Below are 18,486 nucleotides of genomic sequence, written 5' to 3'. Positions count from 1 at the left end.
CTCAGGCTCCTGCTACGGCTTCGGCCGCCCTGGCCTTGGCCCAGTATTCATCGCGCAGCAGCCTCTTGTAGAGCTTGCCCGTGGCATGGCGGGGAAGTTCCTCGCGGAAATCGATCTGTCGCGGCATCTTCACGCCCGAAAGCGAACCGCGCAGATAGGTGCTAAGCTCGGCTGCGAGATCGTCGCCCGCCTCGGCAAGGTCGAGCGGCTGCACGATCGCGACGACGCGTTCGCCCATGTCCGGGCAAGGCGCTCCGATCACCGCCGCATCGGCGACCTTGGGATGGCTGACCAGCAGATTCTCGATCTCCTGCGGATAGATGTTCACGCCGCCCGAGATGATCATGAAGCTCTTGCGGTCGGTGAGATAGAGAAAACCCTCTTCGTCGACCCAGCCCACATCGCCCAGCGTCGTCCAGCCCTCGGGATGCGTCGCTTCCTTGGTCTTGGCCGCGTCATTGTGATACTCGAACGGGTTGCCGCCCTCGAAATAGACCGTTCCTTCGGTGCGCGCGGGCACCTCCCTGCCCTCTTCGTCGCAGATGTGGATCGTGCCGAGCAGCGAACGCCCGACCGAACCCTGATGCGTCAGCCAGTCCTCGCTCGAGATGAAGGTGAAGCCATTGCCCTCGGTGCCGGCATAATATTCCTTCAGCACCGGTCCCCACCAGTCGATCATCGCCTGCTTGACCGGTACCGGGCACGGCGCAGCGGCGTGGACGGCCGATTTCAGGCTCGACACATCATAACGCCTGCGCACCTCCTCGGGCAGCTTGAGCATGCGCGTGAAATGTGTCGGCACCCATTGGCTGACATTGACCTTGTAGCGCTCGATCAGCTGCAGCGCGTGCTCGGGATCGAACTTTTCCATCACGATCACGGTGCCGCCCAGCTTGTGCACGCTCATGCACCAGCGCAGCGGCGCGGCATGATAGAGCGGCGCAGGCGAGAGATAGATGCTGTCCGGGCCGAAGCCGAACGCCCCCTGGGCGAGCATGACCAGCGTGTTGCTCGCGGCGATGTCGCCGTCTTCGGGCAGCGGCAGGCGGACGCCCTTGGGGCGCCCGGTGGTGCCGGAGGAATAAAGCATGTCCGAGCCCGCGCGCTGATCGGCAATCGCAACCTCGGGCATCGCCGCGATGGCGGAAGCGGCGGCGGAATCGTCGATATCGACGATCGGCACCTGCGGACAGGCGCTGGCGATCGCCGGAAGATGGGCCGCGAGATACCCGGAGGTGAACAGCAGCTTGGCGCCGCTATCGTGAAGGATATAGCTGATCTCGTCGGCGGTCAGCCGGTTCGAGATCGCCACGAAGATCAGTCCCGCGCGCTGCGCGCCCCAGACGATATCAAAATATTCCGCCCGGTTCTCGAGGCACAGGGCCACCGTGTCGCCAATGCCGATGCCCTGCTGGCGGAGATATTGCGCGACCTGGTTCGACCGGCGATCGAGCGCGTCATAGCTGACCTCCAGCCCCGTACCCGCCATGATGATCGCCGGCTTGTCGGGCTGATTCCGGGCGTGGACCGATGGATGCATTGCGACATTCCCTCCTGATCAAGGGAAAGGCCCGTCCCGCCGTTCGGCGTGTTCCGGAACGATTCCCGATAATGAGGGCATCATTGTTTAATCGCCCGGTTAAAGCAACGGCAAAGCGCGCGCTCATGTGGCGGACAAACAAAAAGCGCCGGAGAACCGGCGCTTGATGTCAAGATTTGCGGACAGTGCGGAGCGATTATTCGGCGGGACCGCCCAGGGCCACCTTGCCGCCATCCTGCATGGCGAGCAGATAATCGCGCGAGGAAATGAAAGGCATCGGGTTGACCGAGTTTCCGGCGATGCGCACTTCATAGTGCAGATGGCTGCCGGTGGAGCGGCCGGTCGATCCCATCAGACCGATGACCTGGCCCTTGGTGACGCGCTGGTTGGGCTGAACCAGGATCTGGCTGAGGTGGCCGTAGCGCGTCTGGATTTCGCCACCATGGTTGACTTCGACATACTGGCCGTAACCCCCGACCCACTGCGCACGGCCGACAATGCCATCGGCGGTCGCGTAGATCGGCGTTCCGATCGGGCCCGCCATGTCGAGACCCTTGTGGCGGGCGCGGCGTCCGGCGAAAGGATCGGCGCGGAAGCCATACTGGCTGGTCAGCCTGAAGCTGTCGACGGGCTTGCGCGAAGGGATGGAGACTCGACCGGTGTCGCGCTTTTCCATCGATTTCCAGTCGGCGAACAGGGCGCGGAATTCGGTATCCTGGGCTCCCAGAGCACCGTCGGCAGAAACCTGCGGGACGGCGGCGGCGATGTCGGTGGCATTGCCTTCAGCAAAAGCCGGTGATGCAGCGCACAGCAGACCGGCTGTGGTGGTGGTAAGGACCGTTGCGACAATTCTGGTTGCGACCATGAATATTCAGCACCTTGTTGCAGGGCAACCGCCGGGCCGTTCGGACCTTGCGGCTGTCCTTCGTGCTCCGGCGCCTCGTGCGAGGCGGAGCACAAAAACACAAAAATCGTTGGAACCCCTTCCCTCCGATTTCGTTGGAGCATGGGTAGAGTGAAAGCTTTGTGCACCGCAACCCGCAACCGCCGACCGCGCGTTGAAGCGTCTGGCAGGCGCGTTGAATCGTTTAATCGCAGGTGAACGGGCTGGATTTTGGCCCGAATCCGAGCTCTTGGCGCACAAGAATCGGAATGCTCGGCGGGCGGGATGGCGTCGGCCTTAGCCCGTCCGACACGTCCTCGATTGGAAATTTCCGCCATTGCACGAAAAAGGGGCCCGCCGGATGCATCGGCGAGCCCCTGTCGTTAACCGCGATTCGCTTACCTCAAATCAGAGCGCCCGCGCGGCGGCGAGCACGTCTGCAACATGACCTGCCACCTTCACCTTGCGCCATGCGCGCACGACCTTGCCGTCCTTGCTGATCAGGAAGGTCGAGCGATCCATGCCCATATATTTCTTGCCGTACATCGATTTCTCGATCCAAACGCCCATCGCCTCAGCCAGACCATCGCTCTCTGCGTCGCTGGCGAGCGGCACGGTCAGCCCGTATTTCTCGATGAACTTCTGATGCTTTTTCGGCGGATCCTTCGATACGCCGAGCACCGACACGCCCGCCGCCTCGAACTCGGCCAGATGCGCGCTGAACTCCTGCGCTTCCTTGGTGCACCCGCTGGTATCGTCCTTGGGGTAGAAATAGAGGACCCAGGCCTTCCCGGCATAGTCGGCGGCGGAAACGCTGCTGCCATCGGGCGCCGTCAGCGCAATGTCGGGGATGGTGTCGCCAATATCGGTCATCGTCTGTCCTTCTCTCTCAAGCGCTGGTTCCAGGCGCGCTCGCGGCAAATAGGTGCTGCCAGGCGCTTTGAACACTGGCGCGCGCAGATTCGATTTCGCCGATTAGCGCCTCCCAGCCGACCGAGCCGCAGGCGCGCGCTATCAGAGCCTGGCTTGCCGGGGGCGGCTCGCTGCAATCGGGAGCGACCAGCCGCAGCGTGACCAGCAGCCGGGTCATGAGATCATGCGCGACCGCCAGCGACGGATCGGCCAGCCCCTGCGCGACTAGCGCATCGATTGCCTCGCGCAGGTCGGGCAGGAACCCGGTCGTGTGCGTCAATTGCAGCGTGTGCACGATGAACTCGAGGTCGACCAGTCCGCCGGGCAGCAGCTTCACGTCGAGCGGCCCGAGCGGCTGCTTGTGCGTGGCAATGTCCTCGCGCATCTTGAGCGCCGCGGCGCGGACCTCGTCCGGATTGCGCGGAGCGTGCAGCACCTCGCCGATGATCGCATCGAGCCGCGCCCGGCTCTCCTGCGATCCGTAGACCACCCGCGCCCGACACAGCGCCATATGCTCCCAGGTCCAGGCCTGATCGCGCTGATATTCGGCAAAGCTGGCGAACGACACCGCCAGCAGTCCTTGCGCGCCATTCGGACGGAGCCGCGTATCCACCTCATAGAGCGCCCCCGCCGCCGTCGGCACGGACAGCGCCGCGATGATCCGCTGTGCCAGCCGGTTGTAATACTGGGTGCTGCCCAAGGGGCGCCTGCCATCCGATTCGCGCCCGATCTCGCCGCTGAACAGGAAGATGAGGTCGAGGTCGGACGCATGGGTAAGCGCGCCGCCGCCGAGCCTGCCCAGCGCCAGGATAACCGGCTCGCTGTCGGGCATCCGTCCGTGGACCGCGGTGAATTCGCTGATCGCACAATCGGCGAGCCGGCAGATCGCCGCCTCGGCCACCCGCGCATAACCGCCGGCAATCGCGACCGGGTCGTGCCGCCCCTCGATCAGCTGCACGCCCAGCGCAAAGCGCATCTCTCCGACGCGGACGCGGACCGCATCGAGCCGCTGCTGATAATCGTCGCCCGGCTCCTCGCGCGCCAGGCGCTCGGCAATCTGCTTGACGCTGCCCACCAGATCGTAGGCGCTGGCATCGATCAATCCGTCGAGCAGATCGCCGCGCCGCGCCAGCGATTCGGCCAGCGGCGGGGCATGGCTCAATATGTCGACCAGCGTCTGCATCAGCGCAGGCCGCGCCTGGAGCAGCCGGAACACGTTCACCGTGCTGGGGAGCTGCCGCAGCAGATCGTCGAACCGGTTGAGCGCCGCCGTCTGGTCGGGCGCGTCGGCAAAGGCCGTGAGCAACGCGGGCAAGACCTCCTCGAACGCCTTGCGCCCTGCCGCCGTGCGCAGCGCGCGCACCGCGCCGCCGCGCCACGCCTGCACCCGCTCGGCCAGAGCCTCGGGCTGATCGAGCCCCGCATGGGCCAGCGCTTCGGCGAGCAGTTCGGGATCATTGCTGAGCGGGATGACCGCATCCTCGCCGTGTCCGCGCTGCGAGGCGATCAATCCGTCATACACACCCGCGACATCGCGGGTAACCGGCTGGAGCGCGGCGATCATCGCCTGGCCATCGGCCAGTCCGTGCAGCCTGGCGACATTGTCCAGCGCAGCGGGATCGCTGGGAAGGCTGTGCGTCTGCTGATCGTCGACCATCTGCAACCGGTGCTCGAAGGTACGCAGCGTGCGGTAGTGTGCTGCCAGAAGCTGCGCCTCGTTATCCAGGATGATGCTCTGCGCGGCCAGCGCCGCCAGCGCGTCCAGCGTCGAGCGCACGCGCAAGGCCGGGTGGCGTCCGCCATGGATGAGCTGATGCGCCTGGGTGAAGAATTCGACCTCGCGGATGCCGCCGCGCCCGCGCTTGAGGTCGAAGCCGGGGCCGAGCTGCTGGCCCTTGTTGTAATGGTCGCGGATCTGACGCGTCAGCGCCGCGATTTCGTCGATCGTGCCGAAATCGAGCGAGCGCCGCCAGATGAACGGGCGTAGCGCATCCATGAAATAGCGTCCGAGCACGCGGTCGCCCGCTGCGGCGCGCGAGCGGATGAAGGCGGCCTGCTCCCAGGTCAGGGCCTGCGATTCATAATGCGACAGCGCCGCATCGACGGGGATCGCAAGCGGGGTGACCTCGGCCGCCGGACGCAGCCGCAGATCCATCCGGAAGACATAGCCTTTGCCATCCCTTTGGCTCATCAGATCAATGAGTTGCCGCGCAATACGCTGCGCAGCATCGGCTGCGTCTTCGCGGGGACGGCATGGCAGGGTTGCCGGATCGTAAAGGAAGATCGGATCGATATCCGACGAATAGTTGAGCTCCTGCCCGCCATGCTTGCCGAGTGCGATCACTGCAAAGCCCTCCACCTCGGCCCCGGGTGTCCGCCGCGCAAAGATATCGGCGAGCGCCGCATCGAGCGCCTGATCAGCAAAATCGGACAGGACGCGCGTGACCCTGTCGACGCTGACGAGCCCCGCCAGATCGGCAAGCGCCAGCACCAGCGCCAGACCGTTCTTCCTGCGGCGCAGCGCCTCGGCGACGGGAAGATCGGGCCTCTGCTCGCCGAGCGCAGCGAGCGTTGCGTCAAGCCCCTCGTTGTCGAGCTGGTCGATCAGACCGGGCTGGCGCTCCATCGCGGCAGCCAGAAACGGGGCGTGGCGCGCGGCGCGCTGCATTGCGTCGGCAAGACCGGGAGTCGTCAGCATGAACCCGCTGCTAGCCGCCCCCGGTGCGCGAGGCAATCGGCGCGGCGCGGGTCGTTCAGTCTTCGTCGCCGCCGCGCCCTAGCAGCCCGCCGCTGACGCGGTCGACATCGGCCATGATCGCGGCCATCGGATCGGTGGTGCGCTCGATGCGGGATTCGCCATTCCCGGTTTCCTCGATCAGCGCCGCCAGCGCGGCGCGCCCACGCGCGACCCGGCTCTTGATCGTGCCCAGCGCCACGCCGCAAATGTCGGCAGCCTCCTCGTAGGAGAACCCCCCCGCCCCCACCAGGATCAGGGCTTCGCGCTGGCTTTCGGGCAATTGCATCAAGGCGCGCTGCACATCGGCGAGATGCAGCTGGTCACCCTGGCCAGCCGGCATCGACAGGATACGGTCGGCGACGACATCGTCCCATTCGGTGGTGAACCGAGCGCGGCGACGCTGCGACAGAAAGCTGTTGCGCAAAATGATGAAGGTCCAGGCACGCATGTTGGTGCCCGCCGCAAAGCGGCCGCGCGCGGCCCAGGCCTTGAGCATGGTATCCTGAACCAGATCGTCGGCGACATCGCGATTGCCACTGAGCGAACGGCCATAGGCGCGCAGATGCGGGATCAGCGAGGCCAGCTGCGCCTTGAAAGCCTCGTCGTCGAGCGGGGGGCCGGTCTCGGGCGCGGCGTCGGCAGTGGTGTCAAACGCCATAGCAAAAAGGCCTGATCTTGAACCGTTCAGCGGAAGACCGGCGGCGATTCGAAATGGCCGACGCGCGCCTGTCACTCACCCATGTTAAGCTTTCCTGATGCGTTAGGGAAATTCGTTGCAAATCACAAGCATGGCTCGACGAACGCGCGAGCGATCCGCTTGCCTGCCCCGCGCGTAGCTGGCAAACAGCGCTCCATCGCGGGCAAGGCGTCCGCGCATCCCTTCCTCCGGCGAAAAGAGCGATCATGTTTCTCAAGACCCTGTTCAAAATCGCATGCGCACCTGTCGCACTGCTGGCGGGCAGCCCCTTGGCTGCTCAGCAGACGACGTCGATCGACATTCCGGAAACAGCCCCCCAGCCGGTATCAGTCGATACGATGAAAGAGGTCACGCGGATGCTTTCGTCCGACGCGTTCGAGGGCAGAGCGCCCGGTAGCGTCGGTGAACAGAAAACCATCGCGCTGCTGACCGACCGATTTGCCAAGGCGGGGCTCAAGCCGGGCAATGGGGACAGCTGGCTGCAGAAGGTGCCGCTGGTCAGCATCGAGGCCGGCAAGATCAGCCCGCTGACCATCACGGGCGGCAAGACGCCGCTCAGCTTCGAATATGGCAAGGACATGGTGATCGGCACCTATCGCGAGGCACCGACTATCGACATTGCGAACAGCGACGTTGTGTTCGTCGGCTATGGCATCAACGCGCCCGAGAAGGGCTGGAACGACTATGCCGGGCTCGATGTGAAGGGCAAGACCGTCATCATCCTGGTCAACGATCCCGATTATGACAGCGCGGACCTCAACGGCGAATTCGGCGGCAAGGCGATGACCTATTATGGCCGATGGACCTACAAGTACGAAGAGGCCGCGCGCCAGGGCGCTGCCGCCGCGCTGATCGTGCACGATACGGTCCCCGCCGCCTATGGCTGGGGCGTGGTCGAATCGAGCTGGACCGGCCCGCAATTCTTCGCGCAGAGCGCCGACAAGGGCGCGAGCGAGACCCGGGCCAATGGCTGGATCCAGAAGGAGGCCGCCGAAAGGCTGCTGGCGAGCGCGGGCCAGGATCTCGCGACGCTGAGCGCGGCCGCCAAGCGCAAGGGCTTCAAGGCCGTTCCGCTGGGCGTCAAGGCCTCGGTGTCGTTCGCCAATGCGATCGAGACGACCGTGTCGAACAATATCATCGGCATATTGCCCGGAGCGAAGCGTCCCGACGAATATGTGCTCTATACCGCGCATTGGGACCATCTGGGCCGTTGCAAGCCCGCCGATGACGGCGACGATATCTGCAACGGCGCGGTCGACAACGCGACCGGTACCGCCGCGCTGGTGGCGCTGGCCGAAGCGTTCGGCAAGGCGGGCGCGCCCGATCGCAGCGTCGTGTTCCTCGCGGTCACCGGCGAGGAATCGGGGCTGCTCGGATCGGCCTATTATGGCGAGAACCCGGTCTATCCGCTGAGCCAGACCGCAGGCGGCATCAACATGGATGCGTTCCTGATGGCCGGCAAGGCGCGCAACGTCACCGTGATCGGCAAGGGCAAGTCGCAGCTCGACGATTTCCTCGCCGCCGCGCTGACAAAGGAAGGCCGGGTGGCCGAGGCCGATCCGATGCCGCAGAACGGCTATTACTACCGCTCGGACCATTTCAGCCTCGCCAAGCAGGGCGTGCCGATGCTGTACATCGATGGCGGCGACGATCTGGTGAATGGCGGCAAGGCCGCGGGCGAAGCGGCGGGCAAGGACTATACCGTCAACCGCTATCATGGCCCCAAGGACGAGTATAACCCGAACTGGGACTGGTCGGGCGTGATCGACGACCTGTCGCTCTATTACAGCATCGGTCGGAGCCTGGCGATGTCGAAGGATTGGCCGAACTGGGTGGAAGGTGACGAGTTCCGCGCCATGCGCGACAAGAGCCGCGCGGGCCGCTGATCCGATGACGCAGATCATGCCGCCCGAATGGGCCGCGCAGCGCTGGATCTGGATCGGCTTTCCGCATCTGGCCGACGAGTGGAACGGTTTCCTTGCCGCGGCACAGGCGGAGATCGCGAGCTTTGCGCGCGCGGTCGCCGAGAGCGGGCAGGAAGCGCGGCTGGTCGTTCCCGACGAAGCGCATGCGGCACTGGCGCGCGAGCTGGCGGGCGACGCGGTAACGCTTTGCGTCCATCGCTATGGCGATATCTGGCTGCGCGACACAGGGCCGCTGGTCGTGCGCAGCGCGAGCGGCGCGACCGTTGCGCAGCGTTTCGGCTTCAACGGCTGGGGCGGCAAATATGTGATGCCCGGCGATACCGAGATCGGCGGGCTGCTCGCCGATGAGGCCGGCCTCGACAGCGCCATGGCCGACTGGGTGCTCGAGGGCGGCGCAATCGATGTCGACGGCACGGGGCTCGGCGTCACTACCGAACAGTGCCTGCTCAACCCCAACCGCAACCCGCATCTGACGCGGGAGGAGATCGAGGCGCGGCTGCGGCGCGATCTGGGGATCGAGCGGCTGCTGTGGCTGGGCGACGGGCTGATCAACGACCATACCGATGGGCATGTCGACAATCTCGCGCGTTTCGTGACGCCGGGGACGCTCGCGCTACCGGTGGCGAGCGGCGAGGACGATCCCAACGCGGCAATCTATGCCAATGCGAAACTTCGCGCCGAAGCCTTCGGACTGAAGGTCGTGCCGATCCCCTCGCCCGGCCTGGTCGAGCGAGTCGATGCCGAGGGCGAAATGAAGGTCCAACCGGCGAGCCATATGAACTTCGCCATCACCAGCCATCTGGTCGTAGTGCCGACCTATGGCACCGCCTCGGACGGCCCTGCGGTCGCGGCGATCGGTGCCTGCTTTCCCGATCGCAAGACCATCGGCCTGCGGGCCGACGCGGTGCTGGCCGGCGGCGGGAGCTTCCACTGCGCCAGCCAGCAGATGCCGCTGCTCGATTGATCGGATCAGCGGTGCCGGGTATAGCCGGTTGCAGGATCCGTCCTATGTTCCCCAACATCAACCACAAAGAGGATTGCCCCCCATGCGCACCATGATCCTGTCTGCCCTGATCGCAGGCACTGCCCTGCCGCTAATGGCCGCCGCTCCCGCGATCGCTGCCCAGGCTTCAAGCACCAGCGCCTCGACCGCGATCGATGCCGCCGTCGCCGCGGATCTGCGCGGCGAGGACAAGGCGCGCGACCAATATCGCCACCCCAAGGAGACGCTCGAGTTCTTCCAGGTCGGCCCGAACATGGTGGTCGCCGAATATGCCGCCGATGCCGGCTGGTATAGCAAGATCCTTGCCCCGTTGACCGCCACCAGCGGCAAGTATGTCGCGCTCGGCGTCTCGCCGACCGCCGCGTCGTTCAACGAGCAGCGTAAGGCGCAGATGGCGGCCTATCCGACCAGCTATCCCGAGCGCGCCGCCAAGGCGACCGGCATCGCGGCCGACAAGATCCATGCCTATGTCACCAACGCTGTCCCCGCCGAACTCAACGGCACGGTCGACCGCATCCTGATCCTGCGGATGCTGCACAACATGAACCGCTGGGGCATCCTGGGCAGCGAGCTCGACGCGATGCACAAGATGCTCAAGCCCGGCGGCATGATTGGCATCGAGCAGCACCGCGCCAAGGCCGATGCACCCGCCGCTTATACCGATGGTTCGAAGGGCTATCTCAAGGAAGCCGATGTCATCGCCATGTTCGAGAAGCACGGCTTCGAACTGGTCGGCAAGAGCGAGATCAACGCCAATCCCAGGGACACGGCCGACTATCCCGATGGCGTCTGGACGCTGCCGCCCAATTACGCGCTGAAGGACCAGGACAAGGCCAGATATGCCGCGATCGGCGAATCCGACCGCATGACCATGCTCTTCCGCAAGAAGTGACGCTGGGCTCGCCGCCGGTCATCGGGCTGGCGGCGAGCGACTGACGCCGGGGGGCGATGATGGGCGCTTTTGTCCTGCGAGCGGTGATCTCGGGCATTCTGGTTGCGATCATCGCGCTAGTTTCGCGGCGAAGCCCGGGGCTGGGCGGCCTGATCGCCTCGATCCCGCTGGTCTCGACGCTCGGCATGATCTGGCTGTGGAACGACAGCGGGGATCGCGAGCTGGTGGCCAATTATGTCTCTGCCGCCTTCTGGTATTTCCTGCCGACACTGCCCATGTTCCTGCTCATTCCCTGGATGCTCCGCTCGGGCGTGAGCTTCTGGCTGTCACTGGGCGCAGGCTGCGGCCTCACCATTATCTTGTATCTGGGCATGGTCGCGCTCCTGCCCCGCATTGGGATCAACGTTTCGCTATGACCGAGATTACCGTCGCTGCCCTGCAGCTGCCGCTGGGCGGCGGGTTGGCCGAGAATATCGATGCCGTCAGCGATCTTGTCGCGCACGCGGCCGACAAGGGCGCGCACATCATCCTGCCCCCCGAACTGTTCGAGGGCCCTTATTTCTGCCAGGTCGAGGACGAAGGCCTGTTTGCCACCGCGCACCCCACCGCCGAGCACCCGAGCGTGCGCGCGATGGCGAAGCTGGCCAAGCAACTCAAGGTTGCGATCCCCACCAGCTTTTTCGAGCGCGATGGGCCGCATCATTACAACTCGCTGGCGATGATCGATCCCGATGGCGAGATCATGGGCGTCTATCGCAAGAGCCATATCCCCGATGGGCCGGGGTACGAGGAGAAATATTATTTCCGCCCGGGCAATACGGGCTTCAAGGTCTGGGACGTGTGCGGCACGCGGATCGGCGTCGGCATCTGCTGGGACCAATGGTATCCCGAATGCGCGCGCGCAATGGCGCTGATGGGGGCGGAGCTGCTCTTCTACCCGACCGCGATTGGCTCGGAACCCTATGACGCGGACCTCGACACCAGCCGCATGTGGCGGCGCGCGATGCAGGGCCATGCGGTGTCGAACTGCATGCCCGTGATCGCCAGCAACCGCATCGGCACCGAGGGCAATCAGAGCTTCTACGGGCACAGCTTCATCACCAACGAATGGGGTGACCTGGTGCTCGAATATGGCGCGGAGGAAACCGGCGTGCTGGTCGCGACGCTCGATCTTGCCCAGGCGCGCAAGCACCGCGCCGGGATGGGGTTTTTCCGCGATCGCCGCCCGCAGCTCTACGGGCGGCTCGCCGAGGACATCTGACCGATAAGGCGGGAGAAGTCCGGCCTTATTCGCCGATTCCGTCCCACATTTCCTTGAGCTTGGCGAAGAAGCCGGTGCTTTCCGGGCTTTCCTGACCGGTCTCGGTCGCCTGGAATTCGCGCAGCAATTCCTTCTGGCGGGCGCTGAGCCTGGTCGGCGTCTCGACATCGATCTGAATGACCATGTCCCCCGTGCCGCGGCCCTGCAGCACCGGCATGCCCGCGCCGCGCTGGCGCAGCTGCTTGCCCGACTGGATGCCGGCGGGAATGCTGATCCGGTGACGCTTGCCGTCGAGGCCGGGGATCTCGAGCTCGCCGCCGAGGGCAGCGGTCGTGATGCTGATCGGACAGCGCGTGATCAGCGTGGTGCCGTCGCGCTCGAAAATGCGGTGCCGCGCGACGTGGATGAAGATGTAGAGGTCACCCGGCGGCGAACCCTTGGGACCCGCCTCGCCTTTGCCCGAAAGGCGGATGCGCGTGCCGTTGTCCACGCCGGGCGGAATATCGACCGACAAGGTCTGCTGCTTGTCCACACGGCCCTCGCCGCGGCAGGTGCGGCAGGGGTTCTCGATCACCTGGCCGCTGCCATGGCAGTTCGGGCAGGTCCGTTCGACCACGAAAAAGCCCTGCTGCGCGCGCATCTTGCCGCTGCCGCCGCACAGGTTGCAGGTGCGCACCTTGGTGCCAGGCTCCGCGCCCGATCCGTCGCAGGTGTCGCAGGTCGCCGCGACATCGATGGTGATCTCGCTCGCCTTGCCATGATAGGCCTCTTCGAGCGTGATCTCCATGTCATATCGCAGGTCCGCGCCGCGAACGGGGCCACGCCGACCGCCTGCTCCGCCAAAGCCGCCGCCGAAAATGGTATCGAAAATATCGCCCAGATCGGAAAAGCCGCCCGCAGCGCCATGGCCACCACCGCCGCCGGACATGCCGCTTTCATACGCTTCATGGCCATAGCGATCATAGGCCGCGCGCTTCTGCGGGTCCTTCAGGGTGTCATAAGCCTGGCTGATCGCCTTGAACCGGGCCTCCGCCTCGGTATCGCCGGGGTTCCGGTCCGGATGCCATTGCATCGCCAGCTTGCGATAGGCGGACTTGAGCGTGGCGTCGTCCGCGGTGCGCGAAACGCCCAGGCGCTCGTAATAATCTTTGGCTGTGGTCATGGTCATGGGTCGCGATTCATCATGCAGCGACCGGGCGGGATCGCGGCGCCGGGGTGGCAATAACCACCCCTGCCCCGCAGTCCCGCCCGGCCGGACTGTCGAACATCAATCCGGCAATCAGTTTTTCGCGTCGCCGTCAACTTCCGAGAACTCGGCGTCGACGACATTGTCCTCAGCCGGAGCAGCCTCGGCCGCCGGAGAGGCAGCTGCCGCCTGTTCCTTCTCGTAGATCGCTTGCCCCAGCTTCATCGCGGCCTGCGCCAGCGCTTCGGTCTTGGACTTCATCGCATCGGCTTCGCCGCCCTCGACCGCGGTCTTCAGCTCGGCAATCGCGGTCTCGATCTCGCCCTTGGTGGCAGCATCGACCTTGTCGCCATGCTCTTCCAGCTGCTTTTCGGTGCTGTGCAGCAGGCTTTCGGCGTTGTTCTTGGCTTCGGCAGCCTCGCGGCGCTTCTTGTCTTCCTCGGCAAAGCGCTCGGCATCCTTGACCATCTGGTCGATATCGGCGTCGCTGAGACCGCCCGATGCCTGGATGCGGATCTGCTGTTCCTTGCCGGTGCCCTTGTCCTTGGCCGAAACGTTGACGATGCCGTTGGCGTCGATGTCGAACGTCACCTCGATCTGCGGCACGCCGCGCGGTGCCGGCGGAATGCCGACCAGGTCGAACTGGCCCAGCAGCTTGTTGTCCGCCGCCATTTCGCGCTCGCCCTGGAAGACGCGGATCGTCACCGCCTGCTGATTGTCGTCAGCGGTCGAATAGGTCTGCGACTTCTTGGTCGGGATCGTGGTGTTGCGGTCGATCATGCGGGTGAACACGCCACCCAGCGTCTCGATGCCCAGCGACAGCGGGGTCACGTCGAGCAGCAGCACGTCCTTGACGTCGCCCTGCAGCACGCCCGCCTGGATCGCCGCGCCCATGGCGACGACCTCATCGGGGTTCACGCCGGTATGCGGTTCCTTGCCGAAGAATTCCTTCACGACTTCGCGCACGCGCGGCATGCGGGTCATGCCGCCGACGAGCACGACGTCGTCGATGTCCGCCGCCTTGAGGCCGGCATCTTCGAGCGCCTTCTTGCACGGATCGAGCGTGCGCTTGATCAGGTCGGCGACCAGCTTCTCGAGGTCCGCGCGGCTGATGGTCTTCACCAGATGCTTGGGACCGTTCTGGTCGGCGGTGATGAAGGGCAGGTTGACTTCGGTGGTCTGTGCCGAGCTCAGCTCGATCTTCGCCTTTTCGGCGGCTTCCTTCAGACGCTGCAGCGCGAGCTTGTCCTTGGTGAGGTCGATGCCTTCGGCCTTCCTGAAGTCTTCGGCCAGGAATTCGACGAGCTTCGAGTCGAAATCCTCACCGCCGAGGAAGGTGTCGCCGTTGGTCGCCTTCACCTCGAACACGCCATCGCCAATCTCGAGGATCGAGATGTCGAACGTGCCGCCGCCAAGGTCATAGACCGCGATGGTCTTGCCGTCGTTCTTGTCGAGACCATAAGCGAGCGCCGCCGCAGTCGGTTCGTTGATGATGCGCAGCACTTCAAGGCCCGCGATCTTGCCCGCGTCCTTGGTCGCCTGGCGCTGGGCGTCGTTGAAATAGGCCGGAACGGTGATGACCGCCTGAGTGACGGTTTCGCCCAGATAGCTCTCGGCGGTTTCCTTCATCTTCTGCAGCGTGAACGCGCTGATTTCCGAAGGCGAATAATCCTTGCCGCCCGCCTTGACCCAGGCATCGCCATTGCCGCCCTTGACGATGCTGTAGGGCACAAGCTCCATGTCCTTCTTGGTCAGCGGATCGTCGAAACGACGGCCGATCAGACGCTTGACCGCGAACACGGTGTTTTCCGGATTGGTAACGGCCTGGCGCTTGGCCGGCTGACCGACGAGGCGCTCGCCATCCTTGGTGAAGGCGACGATCGACGGCGTGGTGCGCGCGCCTTCCGCGTTTTCGATCACCTTGGGCTTGTCGCCGTCCATCACCGACACGCAGCTGTTGGTGGTGCCAAGGTCGATACCGATTACTTTTGCCATAATGCTTTTCCCACGTAACTTTCGATATGCAGATGAAAGAATACGAACCGCCGTCATGCCCCCAAGCATCCGGCAATTCCGTCCCCGACGGCGGATATAGGATGGCTTTCGCTTGGCACAAGGCATCGCAGTATCTACATCACCGCCATGGCCGATCCGGCCCGTTCCGGCACAGGATGATGAGGGAGAATTCACCGATGCTGCGCACACTCACGCTGCTTATCACAGGCCTTGCGATGGCGTTGCTCGCCGGGTGCCAGCCGCCCGCGCAGCTGCTGGTGGAAAAGGCCGAGCTCCAGCTTTCGCCGGTCGCGGACAGCCCTTCCGTGCTCTATTTCACGATCCGGGGCGGGCCTTCGGATACCGTGCTGCGCTCGATCAGTTCGCCCAACATCCTGCGGCTCGAGATGCATGAGACGGTCGAGGAAAACGGCATGTCGATGATGAAGCCGATCACCGCGGTCGCGGTGCCATCGCGCGGCAAGGTCGAGTTCGAGCGTGGCGGCAAGCATGTAATGGTCTGGGGCGTCGATGCCGCGGCGCGCAAGGCGGGCAAGGCAACGTTCCTGTTCTCCTTCTCCAATGGCGAGAAGATCGAGGTCGATGCCGCCCTGAAGGCGCTCAAGCCGCATGACGGCATGGCGCACTGATGGCGATTGCGCCGATTGACCGGCCGCTGACCAGGGCGGAAATCGATCTGTCGCGTTCCGTCTTCGGCGATGCCATCGCCTATGATCGGGTGCGCATCCGGCTGAAGAAATGGATCTTCTTCCAGCCGAAGCGCACCATCATGGCACCGATGGGGCATATCCATTTCCACCCCCGCGGGACCGCCTATTGCGACGATTTCAGCTGCGCAAGCCTGTCGCGACAAGCCTTGTTCATTCACGAGATGGTGCATGTCTGGCAGTACCAGCAGGGGATCTTCCTGCCGCTGAAGCGCCACCCGTTCTGCCGATACGATTATGCGATCAAGCCCGGACAGCGTTTCGGCAAATACGGCATCGAGCAGCAGGCGGAGCTGGTCCGCCATGCCTTCATGCTACGCCAGGGCGTGAAGGTCGCGGGCGCGCCTTCGATCGAGACCTATCGCCAGATCGTGCCGTTTCCGGTCTGACGGCCGCTTTGACCCACCCCGTCACCCCCGCGTAGGCGGGGGTCCCGCTTCTGGCGCAACGCTCGCGAAAAAGCGGGATTCCCGCGTTCGCGGGAATGACGTGAAGTTCAATCGGCTCGGTGGATCAATCCGGCTTCTTCGCCACCGCGACCAGCGCGGGGCGCAGCAGGCGGTCCTTGATCATGTAGCCGGCCTGCAGTTCCTGCACCACGGTGCCAGGCTCTGCGTCGTCGCTGGGCAGTTCGATCATCGCCTGGTGCTGGTTGGGATCGAGCGGCAGGCCGATCGCGGCGATGCGCGAGATGCCGTGCTTGCCGAACACGCTTTCGAGCTCGCGGCCCGTCGCTTCGAGCCCGACGACCAGCCCCTTCCACGCCTCGTCATTGCGCGCGTCTTCGGGGATCGCCTGCAATGCGCGGGTCAAATTGTCCGAAACCGAGAGAATGTCGCGCGCGAAGCCGGTCGCCGCGTAGGCGCGTGCGTCCTGCGCGTCCTTTTCCAGCCGACGGCGAACGTTCTGCGTGTCGGCGCGGGCATAGAGCACGTCCTGCTTCGCCTCGGCAAGCTGCGCTTCGAGCGCGGCAATGCGCTCTTCCAGCGCCGCCTGGCCGTCGCCCTGTTCCTTCAGGCTGTCCGGCACGCCCTCGAGTTCGGCTGCCGCTTCGGCATCGAGATCGGCGGTCTTGCTGGGGTCGTTCTGTGTCACGGTTTCGTCCTGAATCACGTTGTTCCTGCTCATTTCAACAATCGGGTCAGGCTCTGCGCGGTAAAGTCCACCATCGGCACGATCCGCGCATAGTTGAGGCGGGTGGGGCCGATCACACCGACCACGCCCACCACTCGGCCTTCGCCGTCACGATAGGGCGCCGCTATCACGGATGACCCTGAAAGCGAAAACAATTTGTTTTCCGCTCCAATGAAGATCCGGGCCGACCCTGCCTCGCGCGCGCTGTCGAGAAGATGGGCAATGTCCTGCATCGCTTCAAGCTCGTCGAGCAGCCGCCGCACGCGTTCCAGATCGGCCACCGCCTCGTTGTCGAGCAGATTGGCCTGGCCGCGCACGATCAGCACCGGACGGTCCGAACCGTCGCGCGACCACATCGCGAGACCACGCCGGATGAGATCGGAACTGGCATCGTCCAGCGCGGCGCGCTCGTTCAGGATTTCGGCTTCCAGTGCGGCCAGCGCTTGCGGGAGGCTTCGACCGGACAGCCGCGCGCTGATGAAATTGCCCGCCTGGACCAGCATGCTGTCCGTCACGCGGCGATCCATCTCGAGAACGCGGTTCTCGATGCTGCCATCATGGCCGACAAGCACTGCCAATACCTGGTTGTCCGACAGCCGGACGAAGTTCATCTGGCGCAGGACCGGTTCGCGACGCGGCACCATCACGATCCCGGCGCAGGCCGACAGGCCCGACAGCGCCTGGGTCGTGGCGGCCAGAGCGGCCTCGATCGGCCCTGCGCTTTCGAGCTGCTTCTCTATTGCCGCACGCTCTTCGGCCGAAGGCTCGGCGACCTGCATCATCCCATCGACAAAGAGTCTGAGCCCCTGCTCGGTCGGCATGCGCCCCGCACTGGTATGCGGCGCGGCCAGCAGGCCCAGCTCCTCGAGATCCTGCATCACGTTGCGGATCGAGGCGGGCGACAGGTTGACCGTCGACGTCTTGGAAATCGTGCGCGATCCCACCGGTTGACCGGTTTCGAGATAGCTTTCGACAACGATGCGGAAGACGTCGCGCGCGCGGTCGTTCAGTTCGGTGAACGGACTGGTCATGCGCTCAAGTTAGGCAGAACTGCCCCGGCTGCCAAGATGGCACGCGTGTCGGCGATCACACGCCCAGGCCGCCGCGTTGCTCCACGAGCGCGAACCATCCGCACACATTGGCGTAGGCGGCATCGGAAAGGTCCACGAACATGCGCCGCGCATCGGCGGGATCGGCGCGCCGCTCGAGCAGCCCCTGGTCGGTCATCATGCGCACCCAGCGGAGCGCGGTCGTGGGAGGCACAGCGGCGGCGATGCACAGGCTGGAGACGGAAACCGGCTTCTTCTCGAGCCGCGACGCCGTCAGGTCGAGCAGAATGTCCCAGGCCGGATCGGCGAACAGATCGGACGGGAAGTAACGATCGCGCAACCGCCGCATGGCGATCAGATGACGGACCCGCTGAGCGCTGGGCGGTCTGGCTGCGATGCGATCGAGCGGCTCTTCGGCCTGATAGGCGTGACTGCGATCGGCCAGCGCAGGGCCGGTCTCGTCCCCCCTGCCCTCTTCTGACAGCGCACCCAGCTGCTCCGCCAGCCGCGCAAGCTCGCTCGCCAGCGACTGGAGCCGCGCGCG

17 protein-coding genes are annotated in these 18,486 nt (G+C 64.9%); 7 read left to right on the top strand and 10 right to left on the bottom strand.

The annotated features are described in order from the left end of the window. Position 1: 1 nt before the first annotated feature. The 5 genes from DM995_RS01365 to DM995_RS01345 all read right to left on the bottom strand — a co-directional run bounded on the left by DM995_RS01365 (position 2) and on the right by DM995_RS01345 (position 6,730). A complete protein-coding gene (locus tag DM995_RS01365) occupies positions 2–1,540 on the bottom strand; it encodes an acyl-CoA synthetase (RefSeq protein WP_116968249.1) in 1,539 nt (512 codons plus the stop codon). 196 nt (positions 1,541–1,736) lie between these two features. Then, on the bottom strand, positions 1,737–2,405 hold the full coding sequence (locus DM995_RS01360; protein ID WP_023837662.1) for a M23 family metallopeptidase: 669 nt from the start codon (positions 2,403–2,405) through the stop codon (positions 1,737–1,739). A 426-nt stretch (positions 2,406–2,831) separates the two neighbouring features. After that, entirely contained in the window at positions 2,832–3,296 is a 465-nt protein-coding gene (locus tag DM995_RS01355; RefSeq protein WP_116968248.1) for a peroxiredoxin, read from the bottom strand. 16 nt (positions 3,297–3,312) lie between these two features. Continuing rightward, positions 3,313–6,033: a bifunctional [glutamine synthetase] adenylyltransferase/[glutamine synthetase]-adenylyl-L-tyrosine phosphorylase gene (locus DM995_RS01350; protein WP_116968247.1), complete on the bottom strand. Its 2,721-nt coding sequence runs from the start codon at positions 6,031–6,033 to the stop codon at positions 3,313–3,315. A 55-nt stretch (positions 6,034–6,088) separates the two neighbouring features. Continuing rightward, positions 6,089–6,730 (bottom strand): sigma-70 family RNA polymerase sigma factor, encoded by a 642-nt coding sequence (locus tag DM995_RS01345; protein WP_023837665.1) that lies wholly within the window; start codon positions 6,728–6,730, stop codon positions 6,089–6,091. A gap of 245 nt (positions 6,731–6,975) precedes the next feature. Between DM995_RS01345 and DM995_RS01340 the strand changes: the two genes are divergently transcribed. From DM995_RS01340 to aguB, 5 genes are all read left to right on the top strand, one after another. Continuing rightward, complete coding sequence (locus DM995_RS01340) at positions 6,976–8,655, top strand: M28 family metallopeptidase (RefSeq protein WP_116968246.1); 1,680 nt, start codon at positions 6,976–6,978, stop codon at positions 8,653–8,655. A gap of 4 nt (positions 8,656–8,659) precedes the next feature. Then, the gene (locus tag DM995_RS01335; RefSeq protein WP_116968245.1) at positions 8,660–9,658 is read left to right on the top strand and encodes an agmatine deiminase family protein; all 999 of its coding nucleotides are present in this window, start codon (positions 8,660–8,662) and stop codon (positions 9,656–9,658) included. A gap of 82 nt (positions 9,659–9,740) precedes the next feature. Beyond that, entirely contained in the window at positions 9,741–10,589 is an 849-nt protein-coding gene (locus DM995_RS01330) for a class I SAM-dependent methyltransferase (protein ID WP_116968244.1), read from the top strand. A gap of 59 nt (positions 10,590–10,648) precedes the next feature. Further along, positions 10,649–11,005: a DUF3147 family protein gene (locus DM995_RS01325; protein WP_066275343.1), complete on the top strand. Its 357-nt coding sequence runs from the start codon at positions 10,649–10,651 to the stop codon at positions 11,003–11,005. Continuing rightward, positions 11,002–11,850, top strand: coding sequence for an N-carbamoylputrescine amidase (aguB, locus tag DM995_RS01320; protein WP_116968243.1), 849 nt, complete (start codon positions 11,002–11,004; stop codon positions 11,848–11,850). The genes DM995_RS01325 and aguB overlap by 4 nt, the downstream gene beginning before the upstream one ends. Before the next feature lie 25 nt (positions 11,851–11,875). Here the strand turns inward: aguB and dnaJ are convergent, their stop codons facing one another. Together dnaJ and dnaK are read right to left on the bottom strand one after the other, a co-directional pair. After that, positions 11,876–13,012 (bottom strand): molecular chaperone DnaJ, encoded by a 1,137-nt coding sequence (gene dnaJ / locus DM995_RS01315; RefSeq protein ID WP_116970269.1) that lies wholly within the window; start codon positions 13,010–13,012, stop codon positions 11,876–11,878. 117 nt (positions 13,013–13,129) lie between these two features. Then, a complete protein-coding gene (gene dnaK, locus DM995_RS01310) occupies positions 13,130–15,031 on the bottom strand; it encodes a molecular chaperone DnaK (protein WP_116968242.1) in 1,902 nt (633 codons plus the stop codon). Positions 15,032–15,228: 197 nt separating this feature from the next. On the opposite strand from dnaK, the gene DM995_RS01305 reads away from it, so the two are divergent. Then, on the top strand, positions 15,229–15,681 hold the full coding sequence (locus DM995_RS01305) for a copper chaperone PCu(A)C (protein WP_157973033.1): 453 nt from the start codon (positions 15,229–15,231) through the stop codon (positions 15,679–15,681). Beyond that, positions 15,681–16,148, top strand: a complete 468-nt coding sequence (locus tag DM995_RS01300) for a vgr related protein (protein ID WP_116968240.1) — start codon at positions 15,681–15,683, stop codon at positions 16,146–16,148. Before DM995_RS01305 ends, DM995_RS01300 begins: the two co-directional genes overlap by 1 nt. 124 nt (positions 16,149–16,272) lie before the next feature. On the opposite strand, the gene grpE is transcribed toward DM995_RS01300, so the two are convergent. From grpE to DM995_RS21575, 3 genes are all read right to left on the bottom strand, one after another. Further along, a complete protein-coding gene (gene grpE, locus DM995_RS01295) occupies positions 16,273–16,887 on the bottom strand; it encodes a nucleotide exchange factor GrpE (protein ID WP_116968239.1) in 615 nt (204 codons plus the stop codon). After that, entirely contained in the window at positions 16,884–17,924 is a 1,041-nt protein-coding gene (hrcA, locus tag DM995_RS01290; RefSeq protein ID WP_116968238.1) for a heat-inducible transcriptional repressor HrcA, read from the bottom strand. The genes grpE and hrcA overlap by 4 nt, the downstream gene beginning before the upstream one ends. A 55-nt stretch (positions 17,925–17,979) precedes the next feature. Further along, on the bottom strand, positions 17,980–18,486 hold a 507-nt coding region (locus tag DM995_RS21575; RefSeq protein WP_198669216.1), incomplete at its 5' end, for a winged helix DNA-binding protein.

The organism is Blastomonas sp. UPD001, from assembly GCF_003426715.1.
Lineage (GTDB): Bacteria > Pseudomonadota > Alphaproteobacteria > Sphingomonadales > Sphingomonadaceae > Blastomonas.
This window is presented reverse-complemented; position numbering and strand designations above follow the sequence as displayed.